The sequence below is a fragment of the Prauserella shujinwangii genome (assembly GCF_003001955.1).
Classification (GTDB): Bacteria; Actinomycetota; Actinomycetes; order Mycobacteriales; family Pseudonocardiaceae; genus Qaidamihabitans; species Qaidamihabitans shujinwangii.
Genome location: NZ_PVNH01000008.1, coordinates 191,367 through 207,764, shown reverse-complemented (window position 1 = coordinate 207,764; position 16,398 = coordinate 191,367). Strand labels below are relative to the sequence as shown.

Sequence of the window (16,398 nt, the reverse complement as noted above, 5' to 3'; positions counted from 1 at the left end):
AGGATGACATGAAGCTTTTCCTGCAGATCCTGTTGATCGTGACCAGCGTGCTGCTGATCGTGGCCGTGCTGCTGCACCGCGGTCGAGGCGGCGGGCTGTCGTCGCTGTTCGGTGGCGGAATGCAGTCGAGCCTGGCCGGCTCCAGCGTGGCCGAGAAGAACCTGGACCGCATCACCCTCGGTCTGGGTGCGGTGTGGGTCATCGCCATCATCGGCCTGGGTCTGCTGCTGAAGATCTGATGGTAGCGGCGTGCCCGCCGGGGTACGTCAACTTTCTGGTGGGTGTGAGGATTCATGGTTGGCGGTAACGCGATTCGCGGCACGAGAGTGGGTGCCGGTCCGTCGGGCGAGACGGAGCGCGGGGAGTCGGCTCCGCGGCGGCGGGTGTCGTACTGGTGTGCCAACGGGCACGAGTCGCGGCCCTCGTTCGCGATGGACGCCGAGATCCCCGAGGAATGGGACTGCCCCCGGTGTGGTTTGCCTGCCGGGCAGGACGAGGAGAACCCGCCGGAGGCTCCGCGCACGGAGCCGTACAAGACCCACCTGGCCTATGTGAAGGAGCGCCGCAGCGACGCCGACGGTGAGGCGATCCTCGCCGAGGCGCTCGAGCGGCTGCGTCAGCGCCGGGAGATCTGACCCGCGCCGGCGTCTCCGGCAGCGCACGGCACCTTCCCCAGGTCGAACCCGGGGAAGGTGCCGTGCACTGCTGCCGGGCTCACGACGTGGGCACCGGATAGCGGGCGCTGACCCGGAATCCGCCGTCCTCGGTCGGTTCCGTCTCGAAGGTGCCGCCGAGCAGGCGCGCCCGCTCGGCCAGCCCGGCGAGGCCGTGGCCGCCGGAGGGCAGCTCACCGGCGGGCCGCTCCCTGGCCCGGTCGTTGCGCACCTCGATCGAGAGGCCGTCCCGGTCGCTGCTGATCCGCACGAACGCCGTCGCGCCCGGTGCGTGCTTGTGCACGTTCGTCAGGCACTCCTGCACGGTGCGGTACGCGGCCGCGGACACCTTGGGCGGCAGGTCCTCGGGCAGGTGCTCGACGGAGAGCTGCACGGGCACGTCCGCGTTGCGGATCAGCGTGTGCAGGTCGGTGATGTCGGGATGCGGCCCTTCGTCGGCGTCGCAGCCCGACCGGAGGACCCCGACCAGTGCCCGCAGCTCCTCCAGCGTGTGCGTGCTGAGCCTGCGGATGGTCTGTGCGGTCCGTTGCGCCTCGCCGCTCGTGTTGGACGCCGACAGCGCACCGGCCTGCATCGCGATCAGCGTGATGTCGTGGGACACCACGTCGTGCATCTCCCTGGCCAGGCGTGCCCGCTCCTCGGCCCGCACGGCCTGCGCGTGCAGCTGCCGTTCGCGATCGCGGCTCGCGGCGAGCTCGGCGAGCCTGGCCGACAGCTCGGTCCTGGCGCCGATCAGCAGCCCGATCGCGATGGGCATGCCCGCCACGATCACGCCGTAGATGGCGTCGAGTGCGTGCTCGCGCCAGGTCAGCTGGGCGAACTCCGACATCGGCCACAGCACGAACCGGCACAGCCAGATCAGGGCCGCGCCGACCCACGTCTGCCAGTGCATCTGCCTGCGGGTGGCCAGGTAGCCGAGGGCGATCATGGCCGCGAGCTGGGCCCAGCCCGCGAGGAAGCCGGGTACGGTCGCCAGCAGCACGGGGAACGGCAGCCACCGGCGGAAGACGAGGGCGACGCAGCTCGCCGCCGAGAGGGCGAGCGAGTACGGCGGCGCCTCCTCGGGGAAGACAAGCCAGACGTCGAGCGTCGCCACCACGAGCACGACGGCGTCGACGGCGAGCTTGCGGACGAGCGGACGCTGGAACAGGCGGGATCCGGGTCGGGACGCGGCCGTGGTTCGCCGCTGGGGATGGTCGGCGGCCCCCGCGCCCGAACCGCCGACCGAAACTCCGGGGATGGAGAGTCCCTCTGTGGTCATGGGTATGGACCTCTCGTCTTGTGGACTTGTCTTTGAGAGGTCTTCATATCCCGTTCGGGACGCGTGATCTTGAACAAATGTGCGACTGTTAACGAATCACCCACATCGGAACGACCATCTCATTTTTCGCGCGTTCGTACCAGAGCTCCCCAATGTGGCACTGGGTGCGTTCAACGCACCGAATGCCACATTGGGTGCGTTCAACGCACCGAATGTGGCATGGGGGGCATCCGGCGGCCGGGGCTACACGTGGGGTGGCTGGTACACCTTGCCGAGCTCGCCCGCAGCGGCCCTGTCCAGCAGCCACAACGTCCGCCGCTGCCCGCGCGCGCCCGCCACGGGCAACTGCACCTCGCCGGCACCGGCGAGGGCGAGCGCCACCGCGCCCGCCTTCGCCTCACCGGTCGTGGCCAGCCACACCTCGGTGGCCTGCCGGATCGCGGGGAACGTGAGCGACACCCGCGTCGGTGGCGGCTTCGGGCAGTTGCGCACCGCCACCACCGACCGCTCGTGCTCGTACGCCGCGGGCGACTCCGGGAAGATCGACGCCGTGTGGCCCTCCGGCCCCATGCCGAGCAGCAGGATGTCGAACGTCGGCACGTCGCCGTGGTCCTCCGGCCGCGCGTTGGCGGCCAGCACCCCGGCGTAGGCGGCGGCCGCGGCGTCGGGGTCGTCCCCGAACTCCCCGTCCGAGGGCGCCATCGGGTGCACCCGCGCCGGGTCCACCGGTACGTGGTCCAGCAGCGCCTCCCGCGCCTGCTTCTCGTTGCGCTCGTCGGAGTCGGCGGGCACGAACCGCTCGTCGCCCCAGTAGACGTCCAGCCGCGCCCAGTCGATCGCGTCGCGGGCGGGGGACCGGTTCAGCTGCTCCAGGATCGCGATGCCGGTGCCGCCGCCGGTGAGCACCACCGACGCCGACCCCTTCGCGGCCTGCAGGTCGACGATCCGGGTGACCAGCCGGGCGGCGCAGGCCGCCGCCAGCAGGTCGCCGGTCGAGTAGACGAGTACTTCGGAACCGCTCATGATGCTGTGCTCTTCGCCGGTTTCCTCGTGGTCGTGGACTTGCCCGCCGCGGTGGACTTCTTGCCCGCGCCGAGCTTGCCGAGGCCGTTCAGGGCCGCCTCGTACACCTCGTCCGGGTCGAGCCTGCGCAGCTCCTCGATCAGGCAGTCCCGCGTGTCGCGGCGCTGCAGCGCGATCCGGCGCGCCGGCTGGCCGGGCTGCGTCAGTGTCCCGGTGCGGCCGTCGGGGCGGCTCAGCTCGATCGGGCCGGAGCGGCGCTCCAGCGCCACCGACACGATGCCCTGGGCCTCGGTCGTCTTCACCCGCCGCACCGGCACCTTCAGGTACTCGGCAAGCCACCCGGCGAGCAATTCGGTCGACGGCGAGTCGCCCTCGCCGGTCACCGTCGCCGCGGTGATCCGCTCGAACGGCGGCAGGTCCAGCGCCGACACCAGCTGCGCCCGCCAGTTGGTGAGCCGCGTCCACGCCAGGTCGGTGTCGCCGTCGGCGTACGACTTCGCGCGCGTGTGCAGCGCCCGGATCGGGTTCCGGTCGGCCGCCGAGTCGGTGATCCGCCGCTGGGCGAGCCGGCCGAGCGGGTCGCCCGCGGGGGCCTTCGGACCGCCCGTGGGCCACCAGGTGACGATCGGGGCGTCCGGCAGCAGTAGCGGCACCACCGCGCTCTGCGCCTCGCGGGCCAGCGGGCCGTAGAGCCGCAGCACGATCACCTCGCTCGCGCCCGCGTCGCCGCCGACCCGGATCTGGGCGTCGATGCGGGGCGCCGCCGTCCGCGCCCCCTTGGCCACCACGATCACCCGCGACGGGTGCTCCCGGCTGGCCTCGTTGGCCGCGTCGATGGCGTCCTCGAGCTGTTCGTCGTCCTCGGCGGCGATCACCAGGGTGAGCACCCGGCCCAGCGCCACCGCGCCGCCGCGCTCGCGCAGCTCCACCAGCTTCTTGTTCAGCTGGGACGTTGTCGTGGAAGGCAGGTCGATGATCACGGGCGCCTCCAGTGCCGTCCGCTGCGCGTCAGCATCTCGTCCGCCGACCCCGGTCCCCACGATCCCGGCGGGTACTGCTCCGGAGCGCTGCCCGACTTGGCCCAGTGCTCCAGGACGGGGTCGAGGATCCGCCAGGACAGCTCGACCTCCTCGTTCACCGGGAACAGCGACGGCTCACCGAGCAGCACGTCCAGGATCAGCCGCTCGTACGCCTCCGGTGACGACTCGGTGAACGCGTGGCCGTAGCCGAAGTCCATCGTGACGTCGCGGACCTCCATCGTGGTCCCCGGCACCTTCGAGCCGAACCGCATCGTCACGCCCTCGTCCGGCTGCACCCGGATGACCAGGGCGTTCTGGCCCAGCTCCTCGGTGGAGGTCGAGTCGAACGGCAGGTGCGGCGCCCGCTTGAACACCACGGCCACCTCGGTGACACGGCGGCCCAGCCGCTTGCCGCTGCGCAGGTAGAACGGCACCCCGGCCCAGCGGCGGTTCTGCACCTCCAGCGTCACCGCGGCGTAGGTCTCGGTGGTCGAGTCCTTCGGGAATCCGGCCTCCTGCAGCAGTCCCGGCACCTTCTTGCCGCCCTGCCAGCCGCCCGCGTACTGGCCGCGGGCGGTGGTCTCGTCGAACGGCCGCACCGGCTTGGTGGCGCCGAGCACCTTCACCTTCTCCGCCCGCAGCGCGTTCGGCTCGAACGAGACCGGCTCCTCCATCGCCGTGAAGGCCAGCAGCTGCAGCAGGTGGTTCTGGATCACGTCCCTGGCCGCGCCGATGCCCTCGTAGTACCCGGCCCGGCCGCCGAGGCCGATGTCCTCGGCCATGGTGATCTGCACGTGGTCGACGTAGTTGGCGTTCCAGATCGGCTCGAACATCTGGTTCGCGAACCGCAGCGCCAGGATGTTCTGCACGGTCTCCTTGCCGAGGTAGTGGTCGATGCGGAACACCGACTCCTCGGGGAAGACGTCGTTGACGATGGCGTTGAGCTCCTTGGCGCTGGCCAGGTCGTGCCCGAACGGCTTCTCGATCACCACCCGCCGCCAGACGTCGTCGGTGGACTCCGCCAGCCCGCAGCGCGCCAGCTGCTTGGTCACCACCGGGAACGCCCACGGCGGGATGGAGAGGTAGAACGCCGTGTTGCCGCCGGTGCCGCGTTCCGCGTCGAGGTCCTTGACCGTCTGCGCGAGCCGGTCGAACGCGTCGTCGTCGTCGAACGAGCCCTGCACGAACCGGATCCCTTCCGACAGCCGGTTCCACACCGCCTCGCGGAACGGCGTGCGGGCGTGCTCGGCGACCGCGTCGTGCACCTGCTCGCCGAAGTCCTGGTGCTCCCACTCCCTGCGGGCGAACCCGATGAGGGAGAAGCCCGCGGGCAGCAGCCCCCGGTGCGCCAGGTCGTAGATCGCCGGCATCAGCTTCTTGCGGGACAGGTCACCGGTGACGCCGAAGATCACCAGGCTGGACGGCCCGGCGATCCTCGGCAGGCGCTTGTCCCTCGGGTCGCGCAGCGGATTGTTCCACCGTCGTGTCATGAAGCGAGCTCCTGTACGGCGCGGACGAGTTCCGCGAGTCCGGCGGCCCGGTCGGTGAGGTGCAGCCGCAGCACCGGCCTGCCGCGGTCGGTGAGCACCTGGCCGTCGCCGAGCGCCTGCGCCAGCTGCAGGCTGCCCAGGGTGTACGGCCGGTCCGGCACGTCCAGGTCCTCCTCGACACCGCCGGTCAGCTGGAGGAAGACGCCGTTCTGGTGCCCGCCCTTGTGGTACTGCCCGGTCGAGTGCAGGAAGCGGGGACCCCAGCCGAAGGTCGTCTGCACGCCGGTCAGCTTCGCCAGCTCGGGCCGCAGCAGCGCCGCGGACGCGTCGTCGAGCCGGTCGAGGTAGGCCTGCACCGCGAGGTAGCCGTCGGCGGGCACGGTGTCCAGGAACTCCCGCAGGATGTCCGCGAGACCACCGTTGCCCGAGGTCCCCGCCGACGCGTACACCTGCACCGCACCGACCACCGTGGCCGGTTCGGCGCCGCCGCCGAGCCCGGCGGGGTCGTCCAGCAGGGAGCGGGCGGCCTGCTTCGCGGCCTCCACGTCGGGCTGGTCGAACGGGTTGATCGCGAGCAGCCTGCCCGCGATCGCCGTCGCGTACTCCCACAGCAGGAACTGCGCGCCCAGCGGGCCCCGGGTGGACAGCTTCGCGCCCGGCGCCGACGGCCCGATCACCACCGGGACCGCGTCGGTGCCCGCGTCGGCGAAGCCCGGCGCGTCCGGCCCCTCGACCACCACCGGCAGCAGGCCGGTGCCCTGCTTGCCGGTGGACTCGGCGATGAGCTGCTCGGCCCAGTCGCCGAACCCCGCGATGCCGGAGCCGGTGTCGGCGAGGACGACCTTCTCCGCGCCCGCGTCGTGCGCCGCACCCAGCGCCGCCGCCAGCCGCAGCGCCGGGTTGTCGGCGGAGTCGGCGGCCAGCACGTCGGCCACCACCGCCGCCTGGTCGAGCAGCCGCGCCACGTCGGCGCCGGCGAGCCCCGCGGGGACGAGACCGAACGCGGTGAGCGCGGAGTACCGGCCGCCCACGTTCGGGTCGGCGAGGAACACCCGCCGGTACCCCTCGGCCTCGGCCAGCTCGGCCAGCGGGGAGCCGGGGTCGGTGACCACGACGATCCGCCGGGCCGCGTCGATCCCGGCCTCGGTGAAGGCCCGCGCGAACACGCGCCGGTGACTGTCGGTCTCCACCGTGCCGCCGGACTTGGACGACACCACGAGCACCGTCCGGTCCAGGTCGCCGGCGAGCGCGTCGGCGACCTGACCGGGGTCGGTGGTGTCCAGCACGGTGAGGGCGACACCCTCGGTGCCGGTGATCACCTCGGGCGCGAGCGACGAGCCGCCCATGCCCGCGAGGACCACGCGGTCGATGCCCTCCGAGCGCAGTTCGGCCCGCAGCGCCTCGATCTCGCCGATGAGCGGGCGGGACGTCTTGTGCAGGGTCGTCCACGCCAGGCGGATGGCCGCCTCCGGCTCCGCGTCGGCACCCCACAGCGTGGGGTCCTGCGCGGTGAGCTTGCTCGCCACGCCGTCCACGAGGAGCTTGTCCAGCAGCGGAGCCGCGGCGGCGTCGAGCGCGGAGTCGTCCACCGAGACGGTGACTCCTGCCCCCTCTGCGGCCATCGGCGTCAGCCCTTCGCCCCGGCGAGCTGGCCGGACACGGTGTCCAGCAGCTCGGTCCAGGACTTGTCGAACTTCTCGACGCCCTCGTTCTCCAGGGTCAGGAAGACGTCGGTGACGTCGATGCCGACGGCGGCGAGCCGGTCGAACACCTCCCGTGCCCGGTCGGCGGTGCCGGTCACGGTGTCGCCGGTGATCTCGGCGTGGTCGGCCGCGGCCTCCAGCGTCTGCTCCGGCATGGTGTTGACCACGCCGGCGACCACGAGCCCGTCGACGTACCGGGTGTCCGAGTACGACGGGTCCTTCACGCCGGTGGACGCCCACAGCGGCCGCTGCGGGTTGGCGCCCTGCTCCTTCAGCGCCGTCCACCGCTCGCCGGCGAACAGCTCCTGGTACGCGGCGTAGGCGAGGCGGGCGTTGGCGATGGCGGCCTCGCCGCGCAGCGCCCTGGCCTCGTCCGTGCCGATCGCCTCCAGCCGCTTGTCGACCTCGGCGTCCACCCGGGACACGAAGAACGACGCCACCGACTGGATGGAGCGCAGGTCGTGCCCGTTGGCCGTGGCCTGCTCCAGGCCGGCGAAGAAGGCGTCGATGACCTCGCGGTACCGCTCCACCGAGAAGATCAGCGTCACGTTGACGCTGATGCCCTCGGCGAGGGTGCGGGTGATCGCGGGCAGGCCCTGCTCGGTGGCCGGGATCTTCACGAAGATGTTGGGCCGGTCCACGGTCTTCCACAGGTCGGCCGCCTCGGCCACGGTCCGGTCCGTGTCCCTGGCCAGGCCGGGGTCCACCTCGATGGACACGCGGCCGTCGGCCCCGCCGGTGGCGGTGTAGACGTCGCGGAACAGGTCGGCGGCGTCCCGCACGTCCGAGGTGGTCAGCTCCCGGACGGCGGCGTGCACGTCGGCGCCCCGCTCGGCGAGGGCGCGGACCTGCTCGTCGTAGGCGTGCCCGCTGGACAGCGCCTTCGCGAAGATCGTCGGGTTGGTGGTCACCCCCACGACGTGCTTGTCGCGGATGAGCTCGGCGAGGTTGCCGGAGGTGATCCGCTCCCTCGACAGGTCGTCGAGCCAGATCGACACGCCGGCCTGAGACAGCTCGGCCAGCCGGTCGGTGTTGCTCATGACTACATCCCCTTCGCTTGTCGGGTCGCGTCAGGCGTTCTTCGCCAGCGCGCGGCGGGCCGCGTCGACCACGGCGTCCGCGGTGAAGCCGAACTCGCGGAACAGCGTCGAGTAGTCCGCCGAGGCGCCGAAGTGCTCGAGCGAGACGACCTCGCCACCGTCACCGACGAAGCGGTGCCAGGGCTGCGCGATGCCGGCTTCGACCGCGACCCGTGCGCGCACGGTGGGCGGGATCACCGCGTTCCGGTAGCTTTCGTCCTGCTGGTCGAACCACTCGACGCACGGCATCGACACCACACTGGTGGGAACGCCCTCGGCCTCCAGCGTCTTCCTGGCCGCCACGGCCAGCTGGACCTCCGACCCGGTCGCGATCAGCACCACCTCGGGGGAGCCGTTGGACGCCTCGGCGAGCACGTAGCCGCCCTTGGCGACGCCCTCCGCGCTGGTGCCCTCGAGCACCGGCACGTTCTGCCGGGTCAGCGCCAGGCCGGAGGGCGCGTGGATGTCCTCCAGCGCGGCCTTCCACGCGGCGGCGGTCTCGTTGGCGTCGGCGGGCCGGATCACGTTCAGGCCCGGGATCGCCCGCAGCGCGGCCAGCTGCTCCACCGGCTGGTGGGTCGGGCCGTCCTCGCCGAGGCCGATCGAGTCGTGCGTCCACACGTAGAGGACCGGCGCCTTCATCAGCGCCGCCAGCCGCACCGAGGGCCGCATGTAGTCGCTGAAGATGAGGAACGTGGCACCGTAGGGCCGCGTTCCGCCGTGCAGGGCGATGCCGTTGAGGATCGCGCCCATCGCGTGCTCGCGGACGCCGAAGTGCAGGTTCCTGCCGTACGGCCGGGCCGTGAACATGCCGGTGCTGGCGCCGGCCGGGCCGAACGAGTCCGAGTTCTTGATGATCGTGTTGTTGCTCTCGGCCAGGTCGGCGGAGCCGCCCCACAGCTCGGGCAGCGCGTCGCCGATGGCGTTGAGCACCTCGCCGGAGGCCTTGCGGGTGGCGATGCCCTTGGCGTCCGGCGCCCAGCTCGGCAGGGCGTCCGCCCAGCCGTCGGGCAGCGAGCGGGTGCGGAGCCGGTCGGCGAGCCGCTTGCGCTCGGGATTGGCCGCGGCCCAGGCCTCGAACCGCTCCTGCCACTCGGCCCGCAGCTTCTCCGCGCGGTCGGCGATCGACCGCGTGTGCCGCAGCACCTCGTCGTCGACGGGGAAGCTGCGCTCCGGGTCGAAGCCGAGTGCCCGCTTCACCTCGGCCACCTCGTCGGCGCCGAGCGCGGCGCCGTGCGCCTTGCCGGTGTTCATCTTGTTCGGCGCCGGATAGCCGATGACGGTGCGCAGCAGGATGAACGACGGGCGTGTGGTCTCCGCCTTGGCGGCCTCGATCGCGCGCTCGAACGCCACGACGTCCTCGCCGCCGTCCACGACCTGCACGTGCCAGCCGTAGGCCTCGTAGCGCTTCGCCGTGTCCTCGGACAGGGCGATGTTGGTGTCGTCCTCGATGGAGATCTTGTTGTCGTCGTAGATGACGACGAGGTTGCCGAGTTCCTGCCTGCCCGCGAGGGACGACGCCTCGGCGGTGACGCCTTCCTCGATGTCGCCGTCGGAGGCGATCACGTACACATGGTGGTCGAAGACGCTCTCGCCCTGGGGAGCCTCGGGGTCGAGCAGCCCGCGCTCGCGGCGGGCGGCCATCGCCATGCCCACGGCGTTGGCGAGGCCCTGGCCGAGCGGGCCGGTGGTCGTCTCCACACCCGGCGTGTGGCGGTACTCCGGGTGGCCGGGGGTCCGGGAGCCCCACTTCCGCAGCTGCTTGAGGTCCTCCAGCTCCAGGCCGTATCCGGCCAGGAACAGCTGGATGTAGAGGGTCAGGCTGCTGTGCCCGGCCGAGAGCACGAACCGGTCGCGGGCAGGCCACTCGGGGTCGGCGGGGTCGTGCCGCATGATCCGCTGGAACAGCGAGTAGGCGACGGGCGCGAGGCTCATCGCCGTGCCGGGGTGACCACTGCCACAGTTCTCGACCGCGTCGGCGGCCAGGACTCGCACCGTGTCCACCGCGCGGGTGTCCAGGTCGGTCCAGTCCGCCGGGACGTTACGGCGCAGTAGACGGTTGATGTCGCTGGTGGAGGCGGTCTCCGACATATCCGACACTGAATCGGCTCCTGAATCTGCACGTAGTGGCTGTCGTTTCCGTGGTTACCCGGCGGCCCGGCCGCCACCGGTCATCTTAATCGATCCCGAAGCGTGGTATGCCCCGAATTGCGCCGAGGTGTTCCCGCACGTCGCGACCGGTCGCCGCCAGCCTAGCCGGTGCCGCCCCGGCGGCACGGACGGCTGACGCGGGCGCGGGACCGCCCCGGAGCGCGGGGCGCCACGGCGACTACTACGATCTGTCAAGGTGCCGGGCTCTCGCGTGGTCCGGCCCGCGGCCACCCCGAGTCCGACACAGGGAGCGAAATGTCGTTGGTGCACGCTGCGCACGGGCGCAGTGACCACACCAGCGCCGTGCATCGCACCGGCGAGCCGCAGCCCGGTGGCCGGCGGGGTGTCCGGCGGACGGTGGCCGCCTACGCGGCGCTGGCCAAGCCCCGCGTCATCGAACTGCTCCTGGTCACGACCATCCCGGCGATGTTCCTCGCCGGCAGGGAGATCCCGTCGCCCTGGCTGGTGTTCGCGACACTGGTGGGCGGCACCATGGCCGCGGGCAGCGCGAACGCGCTCAACTGCGTCATCGACGCGGACATCGACAAGGTCATGAACCGCACCAGGCGGCGGCCGCTGGTCCGCGACTCGGTGCCGAGGCGCGGTGCGCTCGTCTTCGGCCTGGTGCTGGGCGCCGCGTCGTTCGCCGTGCTCCTGCTCGCGGTGAACCTGCTGGCCGCGGTGCTCGCCGTCGCGACGATCCTGTTCTACATCTTCGTCTACACCCTCGGGCTCAAGCGCCGCACGCCGCAGAACGTCGTCTGGGGCGGCGCGGCGGGCTGCATGCCCGTGGTGATCGGCTGGGCCGCGGTCCAGGGCACCGTGGAGTGGCCCGCCTTCGTGATGTTCGGCGTCATCTTCTTCTGGACCCCGCCGCACACCTGGGCGCTGGCGATGAAGTACCGCGAGGACTACGAGCGCGCGGGCGTCCCCATGCTGCCGGTCGTCGCCACGCCGCAGCACGTGGCGCGGCAGATCGTCATCTACTCGTGGGTGATGGTGGGGTGGACGCTGCTGCTCGCGCCCGCCACCAGCTGGCTGTACGCCACGTTCGCGGCCCTCGCCGGCGCGTGGTTCCTCTTCTACGCCCACCGGCTGCACGCCACCGTGCGGCGCGGCGTCGCGACCAAGCCGATGGCGCTGTTCCACCGCTCCAACACGTACCTGATGATCGTGTTCTGTGCCCTCGCCGTCGACTCCGCGATCGGCCTGCCGGTGCTCGGCCTGCCGTTCTAGACCCGGCCCCGGCCCCCGGGCTGCTATCGTCACCCGGGTGGGTGGCGAGGAGACGAGCCGTCGACGGTTCCTGCGCGGGGCAGGGCTGGTGGGTGCCGCGGTCACGATTCCGGCGATCTCCGGCTACGTCGGCTACCGCTGGCCGCGTTCCGTCGCCGAGTCGGCACCACCGGCACCCGCGCCCGGGGGCACTGCCGCGAGCTCCGACGTCGAGCGGTTCGTCTCGCGCCCCGACCTGCGGCCACCGCGGGTGCGGATCACCCGTAGCCGTACCGCCGCCGCCCCGGCCGGGCCGAGGTACCTGCTGTTCGCCCCGAAGGGTTATCGCGAGGAGGGACCCGGCCAGCAGGGGTGCCTGATCACCGACCGGCGCGGCGAGCCCGTCTGGTTCCTGCCGTCCACCGGTCCGGACCGGGTGCCGATGGACTTCCGGGTGCAGACCTACCGGGGAGAGCCGGTGCTGACGTGGTGGACGGGCACCGTGCACGAGGGCTACGGCCACGGCTTCGGCGTGGTCTACGACCGCACCTACCGCAAGATCGCCGAGGTGCACACCGGCAACGGCCGCCAGGCCGACCTGCACGAGTTCCTCATCACCGACCGGGACACCGCACTGCTCGTGGCCTACCCGCCCGCGGCGGCCGACCTGACCCCCGTCGGCGGGCCCCGCCAGGGCTGGGTGTTCGACGGCGTGGTGCAGGAGGTGGACATCGCCACCGGCGAGGTGCTGTTCGAGTGGAGCGCCCTCGACCACGTGGGCATCGACGAGACGCGGAAGGAACTGGGCGGCACCGGTGGCCGCGACCAGCCGTTCGACTACTTCCACATCAACTCGGTGGCGGAGGATGCGAACGGCGACCTCGTCGTCTCGGCCCGCAACACCTGGGCCGTCTACGCCATCGCCCGGGACAGCGGCGAGGTCCGCTGGCGGCTCGGCGGCACGCGGTCGGACTTCGTGCTCCGCGACGAGGACGTGTTCGCCTGGCAGCACGACGCGCGACCACAGCCGGACGGCACCCTCTCCCTGTTCGACAACTCCGCATCCCCGCAGCACGGCGAGCGGTCGCGGGGCATGGTGCTGCGGCTGGACCCGGCCACCCGGCGGGCCACGGTGGAGCGGCGGTTCCGGCACCCGGCCGACCTGCTGGCCGACAACCAGGGCAACATGCAGCTGCTCCCGGACGGCCGCGCGCTCGTCGGCTGGGGCGCGCAGCCGTTCGTGTCGGAGTTCGCGCCGGACGGCGAGCTGCTGCTCGACGCGCGGCTGCCCGCGCCCGACCAGACCTACCGCGCGTACACCGCCGACTGGACCGGCAGGCCCGCCGACCCCCCTTCCGTCGCGCTCGGCCCCAACAACGCGGGCGGGCTGACCGTCTACGCCAGCTGGAACGGCGCGACGGAGGTCCGGGGGTGGCGGGTGCTCGCCGGTCCGCGGCCCGCCGCGCTGGAGCCCGTCGTCACCGTGCCGCGCGGCGGGTTCGAGACGGCCGTCGTGGTCCGGGCGGAGGGCCCGCACTTCGCCGTCGCCGCGCTCGACGGGGACGGCAGGGAGCTCGGCCGCTCGGAACCGGTGGCCCGCGAGCGCTGACCTGCCCCGCCCGGGAATTCTCGGCGGGGGAGACTCGTTATCCCTGCGCCAATCAACCCTTGTCGACGCGAAAGTGGGCTGCCGTTGTCCGTGTCCCCGTACGACCGGGAAACCGACACCACCACGATCACCGGGAGCGCCGGGAACGCCGCGAGGACCGAGCACGCCGGGAAACCCGGGAAACCCGGGAAATCGTCGGAGATCGCCGCGGAGCAGGAGTACCTCTCCCTGCTCTACGCCAAGCTCGACGAGGAACGGGAGCTGGCCTCCCGCAGGCTCACCGAGACGCTGCGGCAGAGCGGCGGCACCCCGCAGGCGGCCGCCGAGCGGGAGGCCGCGACGGCTCTGCACAGCGACCGGCTGGCCCAGCTGAACTCCGTCGAGCAGGGCCTGTGCTTCGGCAGGCTCGACTTCCAGCCCGGGTACGACGGTGACTCGCCCCTGCACATCGGCCGGGTCGGGCTGTTCGACGACAGCGACGACTACGCCCCGCTGCTCATCGACTGGCGGGCGCCGGCCGCGCGGCCGTTCTACCTCGCCACCGCCGCGTCCCCGGAGGGCGTCCGCAGGCGCAGGCACATCCGCACGCTGAGCAGGCGCGTGGTCGGCATCGACGACGAGATCCTCGACCTGTCCCAGGCCGAGGGCAACGACGATCTCGGCCTCGCCGGCGAGGCGGCCCTGCTGGCGGCGCTCGAACGCAGGCGCACCGGCGAGATGTCCGACATCGTCGCCACGATCCAGGCCGAACAGGACCGGATCATCCGGGCCGACCCGGGCGGCGTCCTCGTCGTGCAGGGCGGTCCCGGCACCGGCAAGACCGCCGTGGCCCTGCACCGGGCCGCGTACCTGCTCTACACCTACCGGCGCCAGCTGACCTCCCGCGGCGTCCTGGTGGTCGGGCCGAACAGCACGTTCCTCCGTTACATCGGGCAGGTGCTGCCGTCCCTGGGGGAGACGGGCGTGCTGCTGGCGACCGTCGGCGAGCTGTTCCCCGGCCTCGCCGCGACCGGGACCGACACCCCGGAGGCGGCCGGGATCAAGGGCAGGCTCGTGCTGGCCGACGTGCTCGCCCAGGCGGTGCGGGACTGCCAGCGCGTGCCGGACGACGTGCTGGAGGTGCCCGCCGAGGAGGGGACCCTGACGTTGGACCGCGCGACGTGCGAGCGGGCCCGGGAACGGGCGCGGCGCACCCTGCGGCCGCACAACGTCGCGCGCCGCGTGTTCGTCGACCGCATGCTGGACGAGCTCGCCGCGCAGGCCGCCGCGAACCTCGAGGCGAGCGCGGCCGAGGGCGTCCCGGACATCCCGCTCGCCGACGGCGAGGTCGCGGCCGACGACGTGCTCGACGCCCGCGACCGCGCCACGATCCGGCAGGAGCTGGCCGAGGACAAGGCCGTGTGGTCGGCGCTCAACGCGCTGTGGCCGAAGCTGAGCCCGCAGGAGCTGCTCGCCGACCTGCTCACCTCGCCGGAGCGGCTGGACAGCGCGGCCGCCGGGCTGCTGTCGGCCGACGAGCGCGCGGCCCTGCTGCGCGCGCCCGGTTCCTGGTGGACGCCCGCCGACGTGCCGCTGCTCGACGAGCTCGCCGAGCTGCTCGGGGAGGACGACACCGAAGCGCGCGCCGAGCGCGCCCGCCGGGAACGGGAGGAGCGCGCCTACGCCGAGGGCGTGCTGCACGTGCTCGAACAGGACGAGGAGATCATCGACGAGGAGGTGCTGCGGGTCCGCGACGTTCTCGACGCGGAGCTGCTCGCCGAGCGGCAGGAGCGCAGCAGCGCCCTCACCGCGGCCCAGCGGGCCGCGCGGGACCGCACGTGGACATTCGGGCACGTCATCGTCGACGAGGCGCAGGAGCTGTCGGAGATGGACTGGCGCCTGCTGATGCGCCGGTGCCCCAGCCGTTCGATGACCGTCGTCGGCGACGTCGCCCAGACGGGCTCCGCGGCGGGCACCTCCGCCTGGGGCGACGTGCTCGGCCGCTACGTCGAGGACCGCTGGCGGCTGCGCGAGCTGACCGTCAACTACCGCACGCCGGCCGAGATCATGGACGTCGCCGCCCGGGTGCTCGCCGAGATCGATCCCGCACTGCGCGCTCCCACCTCGGTGCGGGAGACCGGCGTGCCGCCGTGGTCGCTGCGGCTCGGCGCCGGCGAGCTCCCCGGACGCCTGCCCGGGCTCGTGGACGAGGAACTGCGCGCGGTCGACGGCGGCACGGTGGCGGTCGTGTGCGCCGAGCGGCTGCGGGACACGCTCGCGGACGCGCTGGCCGGGCACCAGGCCACGACCGAGGACGACAACCCCAGGGTGTCGGTGCTCGGGGTGGACCGGGCGAAGGGACTGGAGTTCGACTCCGTGCTCGTCGTCGCGCCCGACGAGATCGTGGCCTGCTCGGCGCGGGGCCGCAACGACCTCTACGTCGCGCTGACCCGGGCGACGAAGCGGCTCGGTATCGTCCACACGGGAGCGGAGCTGCCCGCTCTCGCGGGTGCGCACGAGCGCCGCCCGGCGCCCGGCTAGGGTGTCCGACATGCGCAAAGCTGGCACGATCATCGTTGTGGCGGCGGCCACGCTGGTCCTCGCGGCGTGTACGCCGTCCCGCGAGCAGCCGTCGGACCTGCCGCCCGGCACCGACCCCTCTCCGTCGCTGCGGTTGCCCCCGCCGCAGTCCACGCCGCCGCCGCAGGACCAGGTGTGCGCCGCCGACGACATCACGGTCACCGGGGAGTACGGCCAGGAGCCGCAGGTGCGGATCCCGGAGGACTGCGCGGCGCCCACCGAGCTGCTGCGCCGCGACCTCGAGGACGGGCTCGGCGAGGGCGTGGATCTGTCCGGCACCATCGAGGTGAACTACGCGCTGTTCACCTGGTCGGACGGCCAGCTGAAGGACAGCTCCTTCGGGGAGCAGCGCACGCTCAGCGTGACGCTCGGCCAGGGCGACGTCATCGAGGGCTTCAACGAGGCCCTCGTCGGGATGCGGCAGCAGGGCCGCAGGCTCGCCGTGGTCCCGCCCGACCTCGGTTACGGGGAGCAGAGCGGGCACCCGCTGCAGGACGAGACCCTCGTCTTCGTCATCGACGCCGTCCGGATCAACCCGACCGAGTAGCCGTTTCGCCTGGTCACCGGTCGTGAGTGTGTTCGGTTGTTCTAACCACGTTCTTCACTCACGACCGG

General features: G+C 72.4%; 13 protein-coding genes. 6 read left to right on the top strand and 7 right to left on the bottom strand.

Going from position 1 to position 16,398, the window contains the following annotated elements; translation table 11 throughout:
- The first annotated feature begins 8 nt into the window (after positions 1–8).
- A complete protein-coding gene (gene secG / locus B0I33_RS20060; RefSeq protein WP_106180366.1) occupies positions 9–239 on the top strand; it encodes a preprotein translocase subunit SecG in 231 nt (76 codons plus the stop codon).
- A 54-nt stretch (positions 240–293) separates the two neighbouring features.
- Complete coding sequence (locus tag B0I33_RS20055; protein ID WP_106180365.1) at positions 294–635, top strand: RNA polymerase-binding protein RbpA; 342 nt, start codon at positions 294–296, stop codon at positions 633–635.
- A gap of 79 nt (positions 636–714) precedes the next feature.
- Here the strand turns inward: B0I33_RS20055 and B0I33_RS20050 are convergent, their stop codons facing one another.
- The 7 genes from B0I33_RS20050 to tkt all read right to left on the bottom strand — a co-directional run bounded on the left by B0I33_RS20050 (position 715) and on the right by tkt (position 10,340).
- On the bottom strand, positions 715–1,935 hold the full coding sequence (locus tag B0I33_RS20050) for a sensor histidine kinase (protein ID WP_106180364.1): 1,221 nt from the start codon (positions 1,933–1,935) through the stop codon (positions 715–717).
- 243 nt (positions 1,936–2,178) lie between these two features.
- Entirely contained in the window at positions 2,179–2,958 is a 780-nt protein-coding gene (gene pgl, locus B0I33_RS20045; RefSeq protein ID WP_106180363.1) for a 6-phosphogluconolactonase, read from the bottom strand.
- On the bottom strand, positions 2,955–3,938 hold the full coding sequence (gene opcA, locus B0I33_RS20040; protein ID WP_106180362.1) for a glucose-6-phosphate dehydrogenase assembly protein OpcA: 984 nt from the start codon (positions 3,936–3,938) through the stop codon (positions 2,955–2,957). Before opcA ends, pgl begins: the two co-directional genes overlap by 4 nt.
- Positions 3,935–5,467 (bottom strand): glucose-6-phosphate dehydrogenase, encoded by a 1,533-nt coding sequence (gene zwf, locus B0I33_RS20035; protein WP_106180361.1) that lies wholly within the window; start codon positions 5,465–5,467, stop codon positions 3,935–3,937. Before zwf ends, opcA begins: the two co-directional genes overlap by 4 nt.
- Entirely contained in the window at positions 5,464–7,089 is a 1,626-nt protein-coding gene (locus tag B0I33_RS20030; protein ID WP_106180360.1) for a glucose-6-phosphate isomerase, read from the bottom strand. Before B0I33_RS20030 ends, zwf begins: the two co-directional genes overlap by 4 nt.
- Before the next feature lie 5 nt (positions 7,090–7,094).
- Complete coding sequence (gene tal, locus B0I33_RS20025) at positions 7,095–8,210, bottom strand: transaldolase (protein ID WP_106180359.1); 1,116 nt, start codon at positions 8,208–8,210, stop codon at positions 7,095–7,097.
- A 30-nt stretch (positions 8,211–8,240) separates the two neighbouring features.
- Positions 8,241–10,340 carry a transketolase gene (gene tkt / locus B0I33_RS20020; protein WP_106180358.1) on the bottom strand — a complete coding sequence of 700 codons (2,100 nt, stop codon included), beginning with the start codon at positions 10,338–10,340 and terminating at the stop codon, positions 8,241–8,243.
- A 315-nt stretch (positions 10,341–10,655) separates the two neighbouring features.
- Here tkt and B0I33_RS20015 point away from each other — a divergent pair, with 315 nt between their 5' ends.
- The 4 genes from B0I33_RS20015 (at position 10,656) to B0I33_RS20000 (ending at position 16,330) form a co-directional block, all read left to right on the top strand.
- Positions 10,656–11,636: a heme o synthase gene (locus B0I33_RS20015; protein WP_106180357.1), complete on the top strand. Its 981-nt coding sequence runs from the start codon at positions 10,656–10,658 to the stop codon at positions 11,634–11,636.
- 37 nt (positions 11,637–11,673) lie between these two features.
- Positions 11,674–13,224, top strand: a complete 1,551-nt coding sequence (locus tag B0I33_RS20010) for an arylsulfotransferase family protein (protein ID WP_106180356.1) — start codon at positions 11,674–11,676, stop codon at positions 13,222–13,224.
- An 84-nt stretch (positions 13,225–13,308) separates the two neighbouring features.
- Complete coding sequence (locus B0I33_RS20005) at positions 13,309–15,744, top strand: HelD family protein (RefSeq protein ID WP_106180355.1); 2,436 nt, start codon at positions 13,309–13,311, stop codon at positions 15,742–15,744.
- Positions 15,745–15,754: 10 nt separating this feature from the next.
- Positions 15,755–16,330, top strand: coding sequence for an FKBP-type peptidyl-prolyl cis-trans isomerase (locus B0I33_RS20000; RefSeq protein WP_106180543.1), 576 nt, complete (start codon positions 15,755–15,757; stop codon positions 16,328–16,330).
- The last annotated feature ends 68 nt before the right edge of the window (positions 16,331–16,398 follow it).